At 64.2% G+C, this 19,564-nt stretch carries 19 protein-coding genes; 8 read left to right on the forward strand and 11 right to left on the reverse strand.

The features are described 5' to 3' along the window. Positions 1-22 precede the first annotated feature (22 nt). The 3 genes from IT549_RS08635 to IT549_RS08645 all read left to right on the forward strand — a co-directional run bounded on the left by IT549_RS08635 (position 23) and on the right by IT549_RS08645 (position 3,130). Positions 23-1,513, forward strand: a complete 1,491-nt coding sequence (locus IT549_RS08635) for a M20/M25/M40 family metallo-hydrolase (protein WP_292972014.1) — start codon at positions 23-25, stop codon at positions 1,511-1,513. A 57-nt stretch (positions 1,514-1,570) separates the two neighbouring features. After that, positions 1,571-1,720 carry a hypothetical protein gene (locus IT549_RS08640; RefSeq protein WP_292972017.1) on the forward strand — a complete coding sequence of 50 codons (150 nt, stop codon included), beginning with the start codon at positions 1,571-1,573 and terminating at the stop codon, positions 1,718-1,720. Positions 1,721-1,813: 93 nt separating this feature from the next. Continuing rightward, complete coding sequence (locus IT549_RS08645) at positions 1,814-3,130, forward strand: tetratricopeptide repeat protein (protein ID WP_292972019.1); 1,317 nt, start codon at positions 1,814-1,816, stop codon at positions 3,128-3,130. Between the two features lie 33 nt (positions 3,131-3,163). Here the strand turns inward: IT549_RS08645 and rpoD are convergent, their stop codons facing one another. The 4 genes from rpoD to IT549_RS08665 form a co-directional block, all read right to left on the reverse strand. After that, positions 3,164-5,191 (reverse strand): RNA polymerase sigma factor RpoD, encoded by a 2,028-nt coding sequence (rpoD, locus tag IT549_RS08650; protein ID WP_292972021.1) that lies wholly within the window; start codon positions 5,189-5,191, stop codon positions 3,164-3,166. Continuing rightward, positions 5,188-7,053 (reverse strand): DNA primase, encoded by a 1,866-nt coding sequence (gene dnaG, locus IT549_RS08655; protein WP_292972024.1) that lies wholly within the window; start codon positions 7,051-7,053, stop codon positions 5,188-5,190. The genes rpoD and dnaG overlap by 4 nt, the downstream gene beginning before the upstream one ends. 71 nt (positions 7,054-7,124) lie before the next feature. Next, positions 7,125-7,472 carry a GIY-YIG nuclease family protein gene (locus IT549_RS08660; RefSeq protein WP_292972027.1) on the reverse strand — a complete coding sequence of 116 codons (348 nt, stop codon included), beginning with the start codon at positions 7,470-7,472 and terminating at the stop codon, positions 7,125-7,127. Positions 7,473-7,595: 123 nt separating this feature from the next. After that, positions 7,596-8,048, reverse strand: a complete 453-nt coding sequence (locus IT549_RS08665) for a GatB/YqeY domain-containing protein (RefSeq protein WP_292972029.1) — start codon at positions 8,046-8,048, stop codon at positions 7,596-7,598. 149 nt (positions 8,049-8,197) lie between these two features. Between IT549_RS08665 and carA the strand changes: the two genes are divergently transcribed. Further along, positions 8,198-9,364 carry a glutamine-hydrolyzing carbamoyl-phosphate synthase small subunit gene (gene carA, locus IT549_RS08670; RefSeq protein WP_292972031.1) on the forward strand — a complete coding sequence of 389 codons (1,167 nt, stop codon included), beginning with the start codon at positions 8,198-8,200 and terminating at the stop codon, positions 9,362-9,364. Between the two features lie 20 nt (positions 9,365-9,384). Here carA and IT549_RS08675 read toward each other — a convergent pair whose 3' ends face one another. Continuing rightward, positions 9,385-9,645: a hypothetical protein gene (locus tag IT549_RS08675; RefSeq protein WP_292972033.1), complete on the reverse strand. Its 261-nt coding sequence runs from the start codon at positions 9,643-9,645 to the stop codon at positions 9,385-9,387. Between the two features lie 129 nt (positions 9,646-9,774). Here IT549_RS08675 and IT549_RS08680 point away from each other — a divergent pair, with 129 nt between their 5' ends. The 3 genes from IT549_RS08680 to greA all read left to right on the forward strand — a co-directional run bounded on the left by IT549_RS08680 (position 9,775) and on the right by greA (position 14,493). Continuing rightward, a complete protein-coding gene (locus IT549_RS08680; RefSeq protein ID WP_292972036.1) occupies positions 9,775-10,548 on the forward strand; it encodes a hypothetical protein in 774 nt (257 codons plus the stop codon). A 6-nt stretch (positions 10,549-10,554) separates the two neighbouring features. Further along, positions 10,555-13,911 (forward strand): carbamoyl-phosphate synthase large subunit, encoded by a 3,357-nt coding sequence (gene carB, locus IT549_RS08685; RefSeq protein ID WP_292972038.1) that lies wholly within the window; start codon positions 10,555-10,557, stop codon positions 13,909-13,911. A gap of 105 nt (positions 13,912-14,016) precedes the next feature. Next, positions 14,017-14,493 (forward strand): transcription elongation factor GreA, encoded by a 477-nt coding sequence (gene greA, locus IT549_RS08690; RefSeq protein WP_292972041.1) that lies wholly within the window; start codon positions 14,017-14,019, stop codon positions 14,491-14,493. Between the two features lie 36 nt (positions 14,494-14,529). On the opposite strand, the gene IT549_RS08695 is transcribed toward greA, so the two are convergent. The 5 genes from IT549_RS08695 to IT549_RS08715 form a co-directional block, all read right to left on the reverse strand. Beyond that, positions 14,530-14,757 (reverse strand): DUF4170 domain-containing protein, encoded by a 228-nt coding sequence (locus tag IT549_RS08695; RefSeq protein WP_292972043.1) that lies wholly within the window; start codon positions 14,755-14,757, stop codon positions 14,530-14,532. An 81-nt stretch (positions 14,758-14,838) separates the two neighbouring features. After that, positions 14,839-15,309 (reverse strand): hypothetical protein, encoded by a 471-nt coding sequence (locus IT549_RS08700; protein WP_292972045.1) that lies wholly within the window; start codon positions 15,307-15,309, stop codon positions 14,839-14,841. Beyond that, on the reverse strand, positions 15,302-15,655 hold the full coding sequence (locus IT549_RS08705; protein WP_292972047.1) for a hypothetical protein: 354 nt from the start codon (positions 15,653-15,655) through the stop codon (positions 15,302-15,304). The genes IT549_RS08700 and IT549_RS08705 overlap by 8 nt, the downstream gene beginning before the upstream one ends. After that, positions 15,655-16,041 (reverse strand): phage holin family protein, encoded by a 387-nt coding sequence (locus tag IT549_RS08710; RefSeq protein ID WP_292972049.1) that lies wholly within the window; start codon positions 16,039-16,041, stop codon positions 15,655-15,657. Before IT549_RS08710 ends, IT549_RS08705 begins: the two co-directional genes overlap by 1 nt. Before the next feature lie 45 nt (positions 16,042-16,086). Then, positions 16,087-16,671, reverse strand: coding sequence for a hypothetical protein (locus tag IT549_RS08715; RefSeq protein WP_292972051.1), 585 nt, complete (start codon positions 16,669-16,671; stop codon positions 16,087-16,089). 156 nt (positions 16,672-16,827) lie between these two features. On the opposite strand from IT549_RS08715, the gene eno reads away from it, so the two are divergent. Continuing rightward, the gene (gene eno / locus IT549_RS08720) at positions 16,828-18,111 is read left to right on the forward strand and encodes a phosphopyruvate hydratase (protein ID WP_292972054.1); all 1,284 of its coding nucleotides are present in this window, start codon (positions 16,828-16,830) and stop codon (positions 18,109-18,111) included. On the opposite strand, the gene IT549_RS08725 is transcribed toward eno, so the two are convergent. After that, positions 18,108-19,424 carry a Vps62-related protein gene (locus tag IT549_RS08725; protein WP_292972057.1) on the reverse strand — a complete coding sequence of 439 codons (1,317 nt, stop codon included), beginning with the start codon at positions 19,422-19,424 and terminating at the stop codon, positions 18,108-18,110. The two genes, eno and IT549_RS08725, sit on opposite strands and share 4 nt — an antisense overlap. Positions 19,425-19,564: the final 140 nt, after the last annotated feature.

The following is a 19,564-nucleotide window of genomic DNA, read 5'->3' on the forward strand; positions in this document are numbered from 1 at the left end:
GCCGGACAAGCGGGAGGAAGCGATGCGAGCATGGTGGGGCACCTTGACGGCAGTGCTGGTGGCGATCGGACTGGCGATTTCGGCCACCAGCCCGCCAGCTCCCCGCGATCCGCAGCACAGCGAAGGCCTGTTCAACCTGCCGCGGGCGATGGGCGATGTGCACCGGATCGCCAGTGCCCCGCATCCGACCGGATCGGCCGAGAATGCCAGGGTGCGCGACTATATCCTGAGCCAGATGAAGGCGATCGGAATGCAGGTGGCCACGCGCGAAGGCCGGCTTGACGAGAAGGCGACCCGGCGGCTCAACAAATGGAGCGGGCGTGATGATCCGCCAGCCCGGCTGGTCAATCTGGTTGGGCTGCTGCCCGGCAAGGATCCCGCTGCTCCGGCGGTACTGCTGATGGCGCATCATGACAGCGTCTGGGGTTCGCCAGGTGCCTCGGATGATACCGCCGGGGTGGCCAGCGCGCTTGAGGTTGCGCGTCAGATCGGCGCTCGCGGCACGCCTCAGCGCAGCCTGATCCTGCTGATCACCGATGGCGAGGAATTGGGGCTGCAGGGCGCGGCCGAGTTCTTTTCCGATGATCCGCTGATTCCCCGGATCGGCGCGGTGATCAATATGGAGGCGCGCGGCGGCGGCGGGCGGACCAGCCTGTTCGAAACCTCACCCGGCAACGGTCAGGCGGTTGAGCTCTATCGCAAGGCAGCAACCTGGCCAGCCGGAAGCTCGCTGGCGACCTTCATCTATTCGGTCCTGCCCAATGATACCGACCTGTCCGAGGCGCTGCATGGCCCCTGGGTCAGCTACAACTTTGCCTTCATTGGCCGGCCCGGACTGTACCATTCGCCCAAGGCCACTCCGGCCAATCTGGATCAGGGGGCGCTGATGGATATGGGCTGGCAGGTTTCCGAACTGACCCAGGCACTGATCGCCGCGCCCGAACTGCCGCAAAAGGCACCCGACGTGACCTTCTTCGATCTGTTCGGGCTGGTGCTGGTGACCTATCCGTCAAGTCTGGGCTGGGCGATGCTGGCAATTGCCGCGCTTGCCCTGGGCCTCGCCGTCAGTCGCGAGCGGAACTTGCGGGCGCTGGGCAGCGGGGCCGGGCGCACAGTGGCGCTGATGGCAGCGGGGGCCTTGCTGCTCTATGCGCTGAACCGCCTTTCGGGTGCCGGGGCGGGGGCCAACTACTATGATCGGCTGGCGGCCATTCCCATGCTTGAAGCGATGGCCGCGCTGGTTGCGATCGCCAGTTTCCTGCTGGTGCTGGGCAAGGGCCTGGCCGGGCCGGCGCGGCAGGCCGGGGCAGTGCTGCCGCTGCTGGTGATTGGCCTCGCCATGCAGGTGCTTGCGCCGACCGCGGCCTTTGTAGCGGTGGTGCCGGTCACGCTGGCAGCCCTGGCGATTGCCGCGCGGGCCTATCTGCCGCCACTAGCCGGGATGCTCGTGGCGATCGGACTGGCTGCGCCGGTGCTGGGCTATCTGATCGCGCTGGGGCACCAGTTGATGTAGGGCGTTGGGCCAGACCTGCCATCGGTTGCGGCGCTCCCGCTGGCGCTGGGCGCGGCCATGCTGGTGCCGCTGTGGCCGGGCGTGAGCCATCGCCAGGCGCGCCAGTTCGGGATTGCCTTGCTGGTCTTGGCGTTGGGCGTGGCCATGTGGGTGCGCATGGACCCGATCGCAGATACGGTCGCGGTTTACAGTCTCAAGCCGCGATAAGTCCTTGCAGTCATGACTGTTTCAGCCAATCAGACAGATGCGTAAATCACCCGGGGAATGCCGTTGAAAATGTCTCGCCTGCCAGCAATGGCCATGCTTGTCCTTGCGGCCGTACTGGTCGTGTCACCAGCCGAAGCTGGCCGCGGCAAGAAAGCGCCCAGCGCTCAGGAAATGGGCGAAGTCTATGATGCCGGGGCTGCAGCTCACCAGGACGGGCGGTTCGAAGAGGCAAACAGCAAGTTCCAGATCGTTTGCGACAGCGGCTTTCAGGAAGGCTGCTATGCGCTGGCGTCGAACCTGCGCCACGGACGGGGCATCGCGCGCGATCCGGCGCGCGCCGCGCGGCTCTATGACGGGGCCTGTGCCAATGGCGGTCCGGGCGGCGTTGCCGATGCCTGCAACAACCTTGGCCTGCTCTACATGGACGGGGTGGGCGTGCCCAAGGACTATGCCCAGGCGATGGAGTTCTATCGCCTGGCCTGCGATGGCAAGGCCTACAATGGCTGCAACAACATCGGCCTGCTCTATCGCGAAGGTTGGGGCGTACCGGCGGATCAGGCCTTGGCGGTCAAGTTGTTCGGCCTGGCCTGCGACGAGGGGGTGGCCCTGGGTTGCCACAACCTTGGCGAGCAGTTCTTTGAGGGCCAGGGGGTGACCAAGACCGTGCCGCGTGCGCTCGAACTGTTTACCCTGGCCTGTGGCAAGGACGTGCCCGAATCCTGTTACGAACTGGGCCTGGCCTCGGCCGAAGGCACAGGAGTGCAGCAGGATTTCGCCAAGGCGCTCGATTATTATGATCGTTCCTGCAAGGGCGGCATCATCGCGGGCTGCAACAACCTTGGCGTGCTGTACCGCGACGGCAAAGGCGTGACGGTAGATTTCGTTCGCGCTGCCGCATTGTTCGAACAATCATGCGAAGGCGGCCTGGCGCTCAGCTGCTACAATCTGGGGGGTGCCTATCGTGAGGGCAAAGGCCGCGACGCCGACATCGTGCGGGCGATGCAGCTCTATCAGCAAGGCTGCGAGGGCAAGATTTCGGATGCCTGTTTCAACATGGGCACGATCTATCGCGGCGCACACGGTTATCCAAAGGACCTGGCGAAGTCGTACAGCTCTTATCTGCAAGCCTGCAATCAGGGCCTGTCGCTGGCGTGCTACAACGTCGGTATCTACTACCGCGACGGGATCGGCGTGACCCGTGATTTTCCGATGGCCGCCAGTTTCTTTGAGCGTGCGTGCAACGCGAGCGAAGCTTCGGGGTGCAACAACCTGGGCGTGATGCGGGCCAAGGGGCAGGGCGGGGCGGCCAATGTGGCCGAGGCGCGCCGCTGGTTCGCCAAGGCGCTGGCGATCGACCCCAAGCACGCCGAAGCCCGGCGCAACCTGGCCGGGCTGAAAGCGACGCGCTAACGAAAAGGCCCCGCCGAAGCGGGGCCTTTGGATTTACTGATCCAGGAACGAGCGCATCTTGCGTGACCGGCTGGGGTGCTTGAGTTTCCTCAGCGCCTTGGCTTCGATCTGGCGGATGCGTTCGCGGGTGACCGAGAACTGCTGGCCGACTTCTTCCAGCGTGTGATCGGTGTTCATCCCGATGCCAAAGCGCATGCGCAGCACGCGTTCTTCACGCGGGGTGAGGCTGGCCAGCACGCGGGTGACGGTTTCCTTGAGGTTGGCCTGGATCGCGGCATCGACCGGGATCACGGCGTTCTTGTCCTCGATGAAATCGCCCAGGTGGCTGTCTTCCTCGTCCCCGATCGGGGTTTCGAGAGAGATCGGCTCCTTGGCGATCTTCATCACCTTGCGAACCTTTTCGAGCGGCATGGAAAGCCGTTCGGCCATTTCCTCAGGCGTCGGCTCGCGGCCCTGTTCGTGCAGGAACTGGCGGCTGGTGCGCACCAGCTTGTTGATCGTTTCGATCATGTGCACCGGGATGCGGATCGTGCGTGCCTGATCGGCGATCGAGCGGGTGATCGCCTGGCGGATCCACCAGGTGGCATAGGTGCTGAACTTGTAGCCGCGGCGGTATTCGAACTTGTCGACCGCCTTCATCAGGCCAATGTTGCCTTCCTGGATCAGGTCAAGGACCTGCAGGCCGCGGTTGGTGTACTTCTTGGCGATCGAGATCACCAGGCGCAGGTTCGCCTCGACCATTTCCTTCTTGGCGATCCGCGCTTCGCGTTCGCCCTTCTGGACCATGTTGACGATCCGGCGGAATTCGGTGAGCGCCATGCCGGTCTGGCTGGCGATGTCCGACACTTCCGAACGGATCCGTTCGACCGCATCGACTTCGTTTTCGGCAAAGGCCGCCCACTTCTTGTCCTTCGAGGACTGGGCCTGCAGCCAGCCATCGTCGAGCTCGCGCCCGACATAGCTTTCCAGAAAGTCCTTGCGGTTGACCTTGTGGCGTTCGGCCAGACGCAGCATCTGCCCGCCCAGCGCGGTCAGGCGGCGGTTGAAGGCATAGAGGTTGTCGACCAGATATTCGATCTTGGTCGCGTGGAACTGCACCGATTCCACCTGCGCGGTCAGGTCTTCGCGCAGCTGCTGATAGTTCTTTTCCTTGGCCGGCGTGAAAGCCCCGCCGGCACCCATGACTTCAAGCCGTTCGGCCTGGATCTTCTCAAACTTCTTGAACAGCGCGGTGATCGTCGCGAACTTTTCCAGCGCTTCCGGCTTCAGCGCGGCTTCCATCTGCGCGAGGCTGAGGGTGTTGTCTTCCTCGTCATCGTCGCTCTGGCGCGGCATCCGGCGCTCGATCTGATCGTCGTCGTCCTCGTCGCCCTTGGATTCTTCTTCCTCCTCGTCTTCCTCTTCCTTGTAGGAAGGGCCGGCGGTGGCTTCGCTGATTTCGCCGTCGGCGTCATCTTCGCCGTCTTCGGACAGGCTTTCGGGCGCGGGCTCCTTCGACAGCATCGCGTCGAGATCGAGGATTTCGCGCAGCTGCATTTCGCCGGCGTTCAGCGCTTCGGACCACTGGATGATCGCGTGGAAGGTGATCGGGCTTTCGCACAGCCCGAGAATCATGGTGTCGCGACCGGCCTCGATCCGCTTGGCGATGGCGATTTCGCCTTCGCGGCTGAGCAGTTCGACCGCGCCCATTTCGCGCAGGTACATCCGCACCGGATCATCGGTGCGATCGACCGTTTCCTTCTTCTTTTCGACCACCGGGCGTTCGCCGCCCATCGAATCCGGCTCGTCGATCTCGTCAACGTCCTTTTCCTCGGGGTCGATCGCGTCTTCATCGCTTTCCACGATGTTGACGCCCATTTCCGAGATCGCGGACATGATGTCCTCGATCTGGTCCGTGGTCATCTGATCCTGCGGCAGCGCCTCGTTCAGCTCGTCCATGGTGATCACGCCGCGCCGCTTGGCCCGCGCGATCAGCTTCTTGATCGAGGCTTCGTTGAGGTCGATCAGCGGCGCATCGCCGCCTTCCTTTTCGCCACCCGAGATATCGTCTTCGTCCATCATTCCGCCATTGGTTTGGCAGGAGCATCCAATGCCGCCCCCGCTCGCGCGCTGGCCATTTGCCGCAAGCGCGCATCGAATTCCAGCTTTCTCTTCAACAGCCGCTGCTGTTCGGCATAAGCTCCGTCCGAAAGATCGCGCTCAAACCGCCGGGTCGCCTCGGCCAGCGCGGTTTCCAGCGCGGGACGTTCGACCAGCAGAGCCACCGCTTGGGCCAGATCGGCCCGGGCCTGTTCGGTGGGTGCGTCTTCGACCAGGAAGCCGAAACGCAGTGCGGCATATTCATCAGGAGCCGGAGCCGCCAGACCCCGGGCCGCCAATATGGTGGCAAGTTGCGCAGTTTCAAGCGCCTGGCCTTCATCAACCGCATCGACCAGCGCGGCAAAGCGTGGATCGCCCAGATCGGCCTGGGCCAGGGCATCGGCATGCCGGGCCAGTTCGCGCGGAAAGCGCAGCAGCCCGGCCAGCACTGCGGCGGCCAGCGCGTCGCGCGATCCGGCGTGCTTGCGCAGCCGCGCAACCTGTATGGGATCGCTGCGCCGGATCGGTGGCGCTCCCTGGCCGCGCTGGGCCGGGCGCCATTCGCGCTCTTCGCGGCGCGGAAAGGCGAAGGCAGAATAGCGTTCCGACAGCTCGCGGCGGTACAGCGCCTGGATGTCGCGGTCGGCAATCACCTCGACATGCGCCATCAGCCGCGCCTTGAGCCCGGCCTTGTCCTCAGGCGTGGTCAGCGGCTGCGCGTCACGCTCGTGCTCCCACAAGAGGTCGAGCAGCGACAGTGGCTGGGCCAGCAAGGCTTCCAGCGCCGCAACCCCGTCGCGCTTGATCAGGTCGTCGGGATCCATCCCGGCGGGCAGCTTCACGATCTTCAGGCTGTGCGCGGGGCGCAGCATCGGCAGGGCCCGCGCTGCCGCCCGCATTGCCGCGCGCTGCCCGGCGGCATCGCCATCGAAGCACAGGATCGGCATTTCGACCATCCGCCACAGCATCTCGAGCTGGCGTTCGGTCAAGGCCGTGCCCATCGGCGCGACCGCTTCGGCGATCCCGGCGGCGGCCAGCGCGATCACGTCCATCTGCCCTTCGACCACCACGATCCGCCCGCTGTGCCGCGCCGCAGGGGCAGCGCGGTGCAGGTTGAACAGCGTGCGGCCCTTGTCGAACAAGGGCGTATCGGGCGAATTGAGGTACTTGGGCGCGTCTTTCTTGTCGGCGTCCAGGATCCGCGCGGCAAAGCCAATCACCCGTCCGCGCGGATCGTGGATCGGCATGGTCAGCCGGTCGCGGAACCGGTCGTAGGGGTCCTTATCGTCAACCGCGATGCGCAGGCCGGCCTCGATCAGCATGGCCTCGGGGAATTGCTTGAGCGCGGCCTTCAGCTCCTGCCGCCCGGCCGGGGCATAGCCAAAGCCGAAGCGCTCCATCGTGTGCGCATCGAAACGGCGGGTGGCCAGATAGTCGCGCGCGCGGATCCCGCCGGGGGTATCCAGCTGCGCCCGGTACCAGTCCTGCGCGGCCTGCAGCACTTCGTGCAGGCCGGCCTGCTGCTCGGCCCTTTGTGCCGCGCGCGGATCGGGGGCGGGGATGTCCATCCCGGCTTCGCTGGCCAGTTCCTTGACCGCGTCCATGAACGACAGGCCACGCTGGTCGGTCATCCAGCGGATCACATCGCCATGCGCGCCGCAGCCGAAGCAATGGTAGAACCCCTTCTGGTCGTTGACCGTGAAGCTGGGGCTCTTCTCGTTGTGGAACGGGCAGCAGGCCTTGAACTCATGCCCCGCCTTGGTCAGCCGCGTGGTGCGCGAAATGACGCCCGAAAGCGTCACGCGCGCACGCAGTTCGTCAAGCCATTGCGGGGTGAGGGACATGGTTGTTCAGGTGTCTCGACTACGGGCTGCGCCCTCCGCTCGACACGAACGGAAGTGGGTAGATACCAAGTTTAAACCCCACCTCCGTTCGTGTCGAGCGAAGTCGAGACACTTTTGCCCGGCGGCGGTCCCTTGCGCTCACTCGGCGGGTTGGCGAAATAGGAAACTCGCTCCCAGCACTCGGCCGCCAAAGCTTCCTTCTTGGCGCGGGACCACTTCTTGACCTTCAACTCTGCGTCGAGAGCTTCGTATCGCGTTGGGAAATCAGCGCACCAGATCAGTTCGATCGGGCGGCGCTTCGAGGTGAACGTGCAAAAGCCGCCGGTGTGGTGCTCGGCAATGCGCCGGTCGAGGTCATCGGTGTGGCCGGTGTAATACTTTCCGTCAGCGCAACGCAGGATGTAGCACCAGAAGGCCATGTCACGCTTCGCGTGTCTCGACTTCGCTCGACACGAACGGACTTTGGGTAATGGGTATCAATGCAAGTTCCGTTCGTGTCGAGCGCAGGCCGCAGGCCGAAGTCGAGACACCTAAGTGCAGCCTCATCCCAAAGCCGCCTTCACCAGCCCGCTGGCCTTGCCCATATCCAGCTGCGAGCCATGCCTGGCCTTGAGCGCGGCGACCACCTTGCCCATGTCCTTCATGCCTTCAGCGCCCAGTTCGGCGATGATCGCGGCGATTGCGGCTTTCACATCGTCATCGCTCATCATCGCGGGCAGGAACTCCTCGATCACCGCCAGTTCGCTCTTTTCGACCTCGGCCAGTTCGTGGCGTCCGCCCTGTTCATAGAGGGTGATCGATTCGCGGCGCTGCTTGGCCATCTTCTGCAGCACATCGACCACCAGCACATCGTCATCGGGTACATTGCTGGCGGTGCGCAGTTCGATATCCTTGTCCTTGAGCTTGGCGAGAATGAGCCGGACGGCGGCCAGGCGCGGCTTGTCGCCGGCCTTCATTGCGCTGACCTGGGCGGCCTTGATCGTATCGCGGAGCATCGGAATCCTTCGAATAGGTTTGTGTTCTGGGGAAAGAAGCTGCCTAGCCGAAAGATTCTCCTTTTCATAGGTTGACGCTGGGGGGTTAGGGGTCTAGCCGCCGAGCCTTAGCAACATCGCTGGAAACCCCTGAACGGAGCGCCCCCCGAATGGCCGACGCCGCCTCTTTGCACGCACCCCAACCCGCGGGTGCGACGGGAGTCCTTGTGCTTGCCGACGGTCACGTCGCCTGGGGCAAGGGCTTTGGCGCGGAAGGCGCCGCGGTGGGCGAGGTGTGCTTCAACACCGCGATCACCGGCTATGAGGAAATCATGACCGATCCCAGCTATGCCGGGCAGGTGGTGACCTTCACGTTTCCGCACATCGGCAATGTCGGGGTGAACGAGGAAGACGTCGAAAGCGCGGTTGAAGGCGCGGTCGGCTGCGTTGTGCGCGAAGACGTGACCGCGCCCAGCAATTTCCGCGCGACCGGCAAGTTTGAAGACTGGCTGGCAGCCAAGGGCAAGATCGGCCTCGCCGGCCTCGATACCCGCGCGCTGACCCGCCGGATCCGCCTGTCTGGCGCGCCCAACGCGGTGATCGCGCACAGCAAGGACGGCAAGTTCAACCTGCCGGAGCTGCTGCGGCGCGCGCAGGAATGGCCCGGGCTGGAAGGGATGGACCTGGCCCGCGTGGTCAGCCGCAATGCCAGCCAGGAATGGGAAGGCGGCACCTGGGCGCTGGGCAAGGGCTATGCCCGCTCGCCCCACAGCCCGCGTCCCCACGTGGTGGCGATGGACTTCGGCGCGAAGGACAACATTTTCCGCAGCCTCGACCATGCCGGGGCGCACGTTACCGTGGTGCCGGGGGGCACTGCGCTGGAGGACGTGCTGGCGCTGAAGCCGGCCGGGGTGTTCCTGTCCAACGGACCGGGCGATCCGGCGGCGACCGGGCAATATGCCGTGCCGGTGATCCAGGGCCTGCTCGACCGCGATATTCCGGTGTTCGGGATCTGCCTGGGCCACCAGATGCTGGCGCTGGCGGCGGGCGCCAGGACGGTCAAGATGCACCAGGGCCACCGCGGCGCGAACCATCCGGTCAAGCGGCTGGAAGACGGCGTGGTCGAGATTACCTCGATGAACCACGGCTTTGCGGTCGATAACAGCTCGCTGCCCGACAACGTGGTCGAAACCCACGTCTCGCTGTTCGACGGCAGCAACTGCGGCATCGCAATCAAGGGCAAGAAGGCCTTCGGCGTACAATACCATCCCGAGGCGAGCCCGGGGCCGATGGACAGTTTCTATCTGTTTGAGCGGTTTGTGGGGATGTTGAAGTGAGGAGGCGATCGATCTTCGATTCAACGTCCCTTTCTGTAACTCCATATGGTGAGCCCAGAAAACAGCGCTGCCATCATGGTGACGGTGCCAACGACGAACAGAAACGCAAACGGTCGATCAGAGTAGTAGAGTTTGCCCCCGCTCTTGGCTGGAATATATCCGTCGTTGAGGATGAAATACCACGTCATTGCAGCAGGCAGGACGAACAGGGGTATCCGCATGATCACGTCGGACAGTTTCAACGGCGCACGTCGCCTTCGATTTATCTGTTCGGTATTCATGAGCGAATTACGGCCTCGAGAATTGTTGAAAAATTCAAATTAGATCAGATTGATGAATAATGACCAAACGCGCTGGTATCGCAACGCGCCACGTAAGTGCTTCTCCTCTCAAGGAAGTGGAACATTGCCATGTCTAGACTGATCCTTCGCCTTGCCCTGCTGCTGGCACCGCTTGGGCTGGGGCTGGCGGCGCAGCCGCTGGCCGCGCAGGTTTTTGCCGCGATCGCGGGCGAGGACCAGCAGGTCCAGGCGCTGGCCCTGCTGGCTACCGGCAGCGAAAGCGCCAAGCAGGCGTTCGAAGCCGCGGCCAAGGCCGAGGGGTACAAGACCGGGCGTTCGAAGAACGCCGCCGGGCAGGACGAAGTGATGATGATCGTCCCGGGCGATGGCGATCACGACAAGGTCTGGGCGTTTTACGATCAGGTGCGCGCGGGCCGCCATGGCGCGGTGACGCTGCAGATGATCGTGCTCCCGCTCGATACCGATACCACCAAGGAGGGCTACCTCGACAAGGCGCGGGTCTGGGGCCAGGATCACCTGTCCAAGCCGGCCGAAGTGGGCATCATGTCGCGGATCCGGGGGCAGAAGCGCCCGTCCTTCACGCTGGGGCTGATCGCCACCGGTGACGAGCCGCCGATGGCAAAGTTCGAAGCGGCTGCGAAGTCCGCCGGCTACACCACCGCCCGCAGCAAGGGTGACAAGGGTGAACCGGACGTGATGCTGCTGGTGCGCCGCACCGACGATGCCGCCAAGTTCTGGGCCTTCTACCGCCAGTCCGTGCGCGGCCAGCATGGCAAGCTGGCGATCGAGGTCATCACGATCCCGCTGCAGTACAGCATCGACAGCAAAGACTTCCTCGATCACGCCCGCGTGTTTTCATCCAGCCAGATAATCGAGCCTTGACCCCCAATGCCCAAACGCACTGACATCTCTTCGATCCTCGTCATTGGTGCCGGTCCGATCGTGATCGGCCAGGCTTGCGAATTCGACTATTCCGGAACCCAGGCGATCAAGGCGCTGAAGGAGGAGGGGTACCGGGTGGTCCTGGTCAACTCCAATCCCGCCACGATCATGACCGATCCGGACATGGCCGACGCCACCTATGTCGAGCCGATCACGCCCGATGTGGTCGCGGCGATCATCGAGAAGGAGCGGCCCGATGCCGTGCTGCCGACGATGGGCGGGCAGACTGCGCTGAACACCGCGCTGGCGCTGTTCAACGATGGCACGCTGGAGAAGTACGGGGTCAAGATGATCGGCGCCGATGCCGATGCGATCGACAAGGCCGAAGACCGGCTGCGGTTCCGCGATGCGATGGACAAGATCGGGCTGGAAAGCGCACGCTCGGGCGTGGCCCATACCGTCGATGAGGCCTTTGCGGTGCTGGAAACCACCGGGCTGCCGGCGATCATCCGCCCCAGCTTTACCCTGGGCGGGACCGGCGGCGGGGTGGCCTACAACAAGGCCGAGTTCGAGCTGATCGTGCGTTCGGGGCTCGATGCCTCGCCCACCACCGAAGTGTTGATCGAGGAATCGCTGCTGGGGTGGAAAGAGTACGAGATGGAAGTCGTCCGCGACCGGAACGACAATTGCATCATCATCTGCTCGATCGAGAATGTCGATCCGATGGGCGTCCACACCGGGGATTCGATCACCGTCGCCCCGGCGCTGACGCTGACCGACAAGGAATACCAGATCATGCGCAACGCCAGCATTGCCGTGCTGCGCGAGATCGGGGTCGAAACCGGCGGGTCGAACGTGCAGTTCGCGGTCAATCCCAAGGATGGCCGCCTGATCGTGATCGAAATGAACCCGCGCGTCTCGCGCAGCTCGGCGCTGGCATCGAAGGCCACCGGTTTCCCGATTGCCCGGGTCGCCGCCAAGCTGGCGGTCGGCTATACGCTGGACGAGATCACCAACGAGATCACCGGGGCGACCCCGGCTAGTTTCGAGCCGACGATCGACTATGTCGTCACCAAGATTCCGCGCTTTGCCTTTGAAAAGTTCAAGGGCTCCGAACCGCTGCTGACCACCGCGATGAAGTCGGTCGGCGAAGTGATGGCGATTGGCCGCAACTTCAAGGAATCGGTCCAGAAGGCGCTGCGGGGCCTCGAAACCGGGCTCGACGGGTTTAACCGCATGCTCCACCTGGAAGGTGCGGGGCGCGATGCGGTAACGGCGGCGCTGTCGCAGCAGACGCCTGACCGGTTGCTGGTGGTGGCCCAGGCCTTTCGCGAAGGCTTCACCATCGAAGAAGTTCAGGCGATCACCCATTTCGATCCCTGGTTCCTGCGCCACATCGCCGAAATCGTCGCCGAAGAGGCCGCGATCATGGAGAACGGCCTGCCGACCGATGCCGCCGGACTGCGCCGCCTGAAGGCGATGGGCTTTTCCGACAAGCGGCTGGCGATTCTGGCAGTGCGCGGGGTCGGGGTCGCGGGCGGGCTGGGCGAAACGCTTGCCGCGCGGCGCTCGGGCCTGCTCCACGATGCGCTGCGCGCGATGGCCGGGGCGACCACCGAGGAAGAAGTGCGCGCGCTGCGTGCGCGTCTGGGCGTCCATCCGGTGTTCAAGCGGATCGACAGCTGCGCCGCCGAATTCGAGGCGGTGACGCCCTATATGTATTCGACCTATGAAGGTCCGCTGTTTGGTGAGCCTGAATGCGAGGCTGCTCCCAGCGACCGCCAGAAGATCGTGATCCTGGGCGGCGGGCCGAACCGGATCGGGCAGGGGATCGAGTTCGATTACTGCTGCTGCCACGCCTGCTTCGCGCTGGATGAGGCGGGCTATGAAACGATCATGGTCAACTGCAACCCGGAAACGGTTTCGACCGACTATGACACCTCTGACCGGCTCTATTTCGAACCGCTGACTGGCGAAGACGTACTGGAAATCCTGCGGGTTGAGCAGATGAAGGGCACGCTCAAGGGCGTGATCGTCCAGTTCGGCGGGCAGACCCCGCTGAAGCTGGCGCAGACGCTGGAAGATGCCGGGATCCCGATCCTGGGCACTTCGCCCGACGCGATCGACCTGGCCGAGGACCGCGAGCGGTTTGCCAAGCTGGTCAACGACCTCAAGCTCAAGCAGCCGGCCAACGGCATCGCGCGCAGCCGCGACGAGGCGGTTGCGGTGGCCAACCGGATCGGCTTCCCGGTGCTGATGCGCCCCAGCTATGTGCTGGGCGGGCGGGCGATGGAAATCGTCGACAGCGTCGCGCAGCTTGATGACTACATCACCACGGCGGTTTCGGTTTCGGGCGATAGCCCGGTGCTGATCGACCAGTACCTGCGCGATGCGGTGGAGTGCGATGTCGATGCGCTGTGTGACGGCGATCAGGTGGTGGTCGCCGGGGTGATGCAGCACATTGAAGAGGCCGGGATTCACTCGGGCGACAGCGCCTGCACCCTGCCGCCCTACAGCCTGCCCGCCGAAGTGATCACCGAGATGGAGCGTCAGGCCGAAGCGCTGGCCATGGCGCTGGGCGTGAAAGGGCTGATGAACATCCAGTTCGCGGTCAAGGCCAACCGTCGCGAGGACGGCTCTGAACAGCTTGAGGTTTATCTGATCGAAGTGAACCCGCGCGCCAGCCGCACGGTGCCCTTCGTCGCCAAGGCGATCGGCCAGCCGGTCGCCAAGATTGCCGCGCGGGTGATGGCGGGCGAGAAGCTTTCCACCTTCCCGCCGTTCAAGCGCGATCTTGATTACATGGCGGTCAAGGAAGCCGTCTTCCCCTTCGCACGCTTCCCCGGGGTCGATCCGGTGCTGTCGCCAGAGATGAAGAGCACGGGCGAAGTGATGGGGATCGACGCCAACTTCCCGATCGCCTTCGCCAAGAGCCAGCTGGGTGCCGGTGCGCGCCTGCCCGAAGGCGGGGTGGCCTTCGTCTCGGTCAAGGACAGCGACAAGCCGGTGATCCTGCCGGCAGTGCGCCAGCTGATCGAAAACGGCTTCAGCGTGATCGCCACGGGCGGCACCCAGCGCTATCTGGCCGAGGCTGGCCTGCCGGTTGAGCGGGTCAACAAGGTGGCCGAAGGGCGGCCGCACATCGTTGACCGGATCATCGACGGCGATGTCAGCCTGATCTTCAACACCACCGAAGGCTGGCAGAGCCTCAAGGATTCGCAATCGATCCGCGGGTCGGCGCTGTCGGGCAAAGTTGCCTACTATACCACCGCAGCGGCGTCCGTGGCGGCGGCGGAGGCGATTGCTGCACTGCGGCAAACTAAGCTTGAAGTGCGTTCGTTGCAGGACTATTACAGCCACTGATCAATCGCGCTCTCCCTTCCATCGCGACTGGCCGAACCCGCAGCCCCGATGGCGCGGGGAAGGGAACTAGTCACTGCGGAGGGCGCGGCAGGAGGACGAGGAACGATGGCAAGTGTCGAAAAGCTGCCGATGCTGGCGGAAGGCTATGAACGCCTGATTGCCGAGCTGAAGGCGCTGCGCGAGGAACGCCCCAAGATCGTCGATGCGATCGAGGAAGCGCGCGCTCACGGTGACCTGTCGGAAAACGCCGAATACCATGCCGCCAAGGAACGCCAGGGCCAGGTCGAAGCGACGATCGCCGATCTGGAAGACAAGGTCAGCCGCGCGCAGATCGTCGATCCGGCAACGCTTTCGGGCGACAAGATCATCTTCGGTGCCACCGTCACCCTGCTGGATGACGATGACAAGCCGGTGAAGTACCAGATCGTCGGCCCGTATGAGGCGGACGCCAAGGTGGGGCGGATCAGCTATAATTCGCCGCTGGGCCGGGCGCTGATCGGGCGCCGGGTTGAGGACGAGATCGAGGTCTCGGTCCCGGCCGGGGATCGGTTCTACGTGGTCGAGAAGATCGAATTCATCTGATACGAAAAGGCCCCGGAAATCCGGGGCCTTTGTCTATCAGCGCTTCAGCATGTCGGGCTGGAGCAGGCGGTGCAGGTGCACCACCACATATTTCATTTCGGCATCGTCAACCGTGCGCTGGGCGGCGCCGCGCCAGGCTTCTTCAGCGCTGGCATAGTCGCCATAGACGCCGACGTAGTCCATTTCTTCAAGGTTGACGAAATCAAGGCCCTGAGGGTCCTTGACGCGTCCGCCGATAACCAGATGCAGTTTCTGTTCGCTCATGTCGCGTTCCCGGGGAAGGAGGATGCGCGCCCATAATAGCGAGAGGATGGTTAGGCAACCCTGACCAGCGGCTAGGTAGTTCTAGCGGCGCAGGCGGGCCGCAAGCCGGATCGCCTCGCCGGCCAGCCGCACGCCCTGGCTGCGCGCCGAATGCCCGGCGCGAGTGGCACGCTGGCGCAGCGGCTGGGTGCCTTCGTCAAGCCGGGCCAGCCCTTCGCGGCCGGCATGTTCGGCCTTGTCGCGGGCCTGCTTGCTGAGCGCCAGGCCCAGTTCGGCGGCAGCTGTGGCCACGGCCATCGCACGCCGGCCGGTCTTGCCGCCAGCGCCCTTCGGCACCAGCGCGCCGACCAGCAGGCCCAGGCCAACACCGGCCGCCAGCGTCAGCAGCGGGTATTCGGCGGCGAGGCTGCGATAGTCTTCGGGCGGATAGGCATCGGGCAGCGGATCGCGGCGCGGCACGGTGGGCAGGTTCTCGCTCTCGCGCTCAAGCCGTTCCTGCGAAGCGGCGATGCGCTGGCGGACCCGTTCGCGGCGTTGTTCGGCTTCACTCACTCTCAGAAGACTCCTCGGTTTCACCGCCGGTACTATCCGCCTGATCCTGAACCAGGTCTTGCTTGCTGGCGAACAACCCGCTGACAAAGGCCAGCAACGGCGCGCGGAAGAACCACAGCGCCAGCGCACCCACGGTCGCGGCGATGATGCCCTTGCTTTCCTTGGCCACGGCCACGCCGTGTTCGATCGCCTTGGCGGCCTCGTCGGTGGCCTTGGCCTTGATCCGGGCCGGCACACTGCGCGCGGCAAGGTCGGCGCGGACCTGGGCGATCCGCCGATCAAACAGCCCGCGCGCGGCCTTGCGGTTGGCGCGGTCTTCGGACAGGCGTTGTTCGTCCGGGCTCATCAGCCTGGCTCGCTATCGGACAATTGCCGCGACATGCGCTCCCAGCGCTTGCCCGCCGCCATCCCGGCGAGGCCCGCCGCGAGCAGCAGGCCCAGCACCACGATCACCATGGCCAGCCAGCCGCCGACTAGTTCGGACAGGGCCAGCAGCAGCCCCATCACCAGCGCCATCAGGGCAAAGAACACCAGCACCAGCGCCAGCGCGCCCCAGCCGACGATCCCCTTGGCACCTTGCCCGGCCACCAGCGCGCGGCTCTTCTGGTAGGCCAGCTCGGCCTCAACCAGCGTGCGCCCATCGTCGACCATCTGGCGCAGATCATCGACCAGCGAACGCTCTGCCGCGTCGTCGGCGTCGGGGGCAATCAGGGGCGGGGTTTCATCGGCCATTGGCGGCGACAAGAGGCAACGGCAGCGCCAGTGTCAACCGGTCGATCAGGCTTCGTCCGACGAACCGCCACGGAACAGGCGGGCCAGGAAGAACCCGGCAACCGCTGCAATGCCGATCGCCAGGCCCGGCTTCTTGCGGACGAATTCCTTGGCATCGTCGCCCAGTTCGCCAAGGTCCTTGGATTCGATCTTGGCGGCGGTTTCCTGCATCGAGCGCGCGGCGGTGCGGGCATAGTCGCCATAGCGGGTGCCCAGCTTTTCATCGATCGTGCCGGCGTTTTCAGAGACGATCTTGCCCAGGCTGGCGATCGCATCGCTGGTCTTGGCCTTGCCTTCCTTGGCCAGTTCGCCGGCGCGGTCCTTGGCCTGCGCAGCCAGATCCTTGGCATCGGCGGCCCAGTCTTCGCTCTTGGCGGCAAGCTGTTCCTTGTAGGCGCCAGCCTTGGCCTTGGCTTCGCTGCTCAGCGCGGTGGCGCCAGCCTTGGCTTCCTCGATCGCCTTGGTGAACTTGGCCTTGGCGGCAGTATCTGCGGCCGCCTTGGGAGCGGCGCTGCTGGCGGCCGGCTTCTTCGCGGCGGTCTTGGTGGCGGTCTTGACGGTTTTCACGGTCTGCTTGGTGGTCTTGGCCATGGTTTTACCTTTCGCTGCCCGCGAACCGGGCCTGAATCTGAATGTGGATACCTATTACTGCACCTTCAAGGGCCTGTCATGCTGCATTGCAACTTGCAGCCACGCGCGGGCCTGCCTAGGGAACGCTCCAACTGTCCGACAGGAGTTGAACTAGCCATGACCGCGATCATTGACATCCACGCCCGCGAAATCCTTGACAGCCGTGGCAATCCCACGGTCGAAGTCGACGTGTTGCTGGACGATGGCAGCTTTGGCCGCGCGGCGGTCCCCTCGGGCGCTTCGACCGGTGCGCACGAAGCGGTGGAACTGCGCGATGGCGACAAGGATCGCTATCTGGGCAAGGGCGTGCTCAAGGCGGTAACCGCCGTCAACACCGAGATTTCGGACGCGCTGCTGGGGCTCGACGGCGAAGACCAGCGCGATATCGACGCGATCATGATCGAGCTCGACGGGACCGAGAACAAGGCCCGCCTTGGTGCCAATGCAATCCTGGGCACTAGCCTGGCGGTGGCCAAGGCAGCCGCCAATGCGCGCGGCCTGCCGCTCTATTCCTATGTCGGCGGGGTTTCGGCGCATGTCCTGCCGGTGCCGATGATGAACATCATCAACGGCGGCGAACATGCCGACAACCCGATTGATTTCCAGGAATTCATGATCATGCCGGTCGGCGCCGACAGCCTGGCCGAAGCCGTGCGCTGGGGCGCAGAAGTGTTCCACACGCTGAAGAAGGGCCTGCACGACAAGGGCCTGGCCACCGCGGTGGGCGATGAAGGCGGCTTTGCGCCCAACCTGTCGAGCACCCGTGCGGCGCTGGACTTCATCATGGAATCGATCGCCAAGGCGGGCTTTAAGGCCGGCAGTGACATCAAGCTGGCGCTGGACTGCGCGGCGACCGAATTCTTCAAGAACGGCAAGTACGAGATCAGCGGCGAGGGCCTCTCGCTCAGCCCGGTCGAAATGGCCGACTACCTTGCCGCGCTGTGCAACGACTATCCGATCATTTCGATCGAGGATGGCATGGGCGAAGACGATTTCGAAGGCTGGAAGGCGCTGACCGACAAGATCGGCCATTCGGTCCAGCTGGTCGGTGACGATCTGTTCGTGACCAATCCCAAGCGCCTGCAGATGGGGATCAGCCAGGGGCTGGCCAATTCGCTGCTGGTCAAGGTCAACCAGATCGGCTCGCTGTCGGAAACGCTTGATGCGGTCTCGATCGCCAACCGCAATGGTTACACCGCAGTCATGTCGCACCGTTCGGGCGAGACCGAGGATGCGACCATTGCCGATCTGGCGGTGGCCACCAACTGCGGCCAGATCAAGACCGGCTCGCTCGCGCGGTCGGACCGGTTGGCCAAGTACAACCAGCTGATCCGGATCGAGGAAGAACTGGGCGACGCCGCGCACTATGCCGGCGCGGGTGCCTTCGGGCGCCTCGCCTAAGATCTCGGCAGGATCGGGCCGAACAGCCAGCGCAGCGCGGTGCCGATCAGGCGAACCGGCGGGCGGCAGATCCCGTCGGTCGCTTCGGCCAGGCGTCGGCCCAGGCTGGAGCCTTCTGGACGCCAGTCGCGCTGTGCGGGCGGCGGTTTGAAGCCATAGAGCGCGTTCCATTTGTGCTGCTGCCAACGCGGCCCGCGCGGCCCGGAATTGTCGGCCAGGCTGCCCAGCAGCCGATGGCCAAATTTACCGCCCAGCAGCCGTGAAGCCAGCGCCAGCAGCAGCGCAAAGATCCCGACCGTGATGATATGCAGGATCAGCACCAGGCTGGGCATGCGGGTTTCCAGCAGTGCGGTGATGTCATCCACCAGCTTGCGGGTAAAGCGCCCGCCCTTGGGCTCGTAGCTGCCCCAGCGCCAGCCAAAGCGCACCCAGGGCTGCTCGGGCAGCTCGGGTTCGTGCCAGGATGCCGAAAACAGCGAATAGTTGTCCGGATCCCCCAGGTTCCAGCTGCTGTGCTTTTCAAGCCGGTCAACCAGCGCCATCTCCAGACCGAAAAGCTTGATGTTGCGCCACAGGTAGAACAGCTTGCGTTCGTCGGCGTGGGCATAGGTGGCGTGGCCATAAAGCGAGGCGTAAAGCTGGATCCGCCCGTCAACATCGCGTTCCAGCGCGTCCATCGCCTCTTCGCCCATGATCGCATCGCCGCCCTGATGCTGCGACAGGAACACCGCGCGCGGGGTCAGGGTGTGGTGATCGATCCGGATCACCGCAAGTTCCCAGTCGGCTTCATGCATGCCGCCGGGCCACAGGCTGAGCAGGTGGTCGGCCCGCCGCGCAGCGAACGCGAACGGACGCAGCCGGACCAGACCGGGGCCGTCATAGGGATAGAACATCCAGAACTGCAGGTCGGTTGCGCCCAGCATCGGGTGATGGACCGCACGGACATAGGCCTTGGCCCCGGCCAGATCTCCGCGGCGCGGATCGTCGGGCGGGGACAGTTCAGGTTCCAGTGCAGGGCCGGCCAGATCCGGATCAAGCGTCAACCACATCGCCTCTGGCCGAGAGGGATCGGCCGGGCCTTCGGGCAGTTGTTCGGGCGTCGGATGCCTGACGATTACTTCCCCGGTGGCCTGATCGACCAGCAATGCTCGGGCCAGGTACCAGTCGATCGCTGCGGGAAAGTAAATTTCCTCAGGGTGAAAATGGATTACCGGCGCATGGCGTTCGATCACTTGTCTGAGCAATGCAACCGGCATCGGACGACGCGGGGACCAATTGCCCGTGTCATATTCCATCCATGCCGATTTTTTCATTTGGGTGCGATCCCTGATATTATTGTTTTGCCGTGGAATTATCGAATAGTGCGGGGAAAAAGTTGTAGAAATTCGCCAAATCGGTCCTGCGATTGCGGTTGCCTTTGCGCGCAAGGGCGGTTTAATCGTACGGTTAAGAG

Origin of the sequence: Novosphingobium sp. (assembly GCF_020852455.1) — a bacterium.
In the GTDB taxonomy this organism is placed as follows: domain Bacteria; phylum Pseudomonadota; class Alphaproteobacteria; order Sphingomonadales; family Sphingomonadaceae; genus Novosphingobium.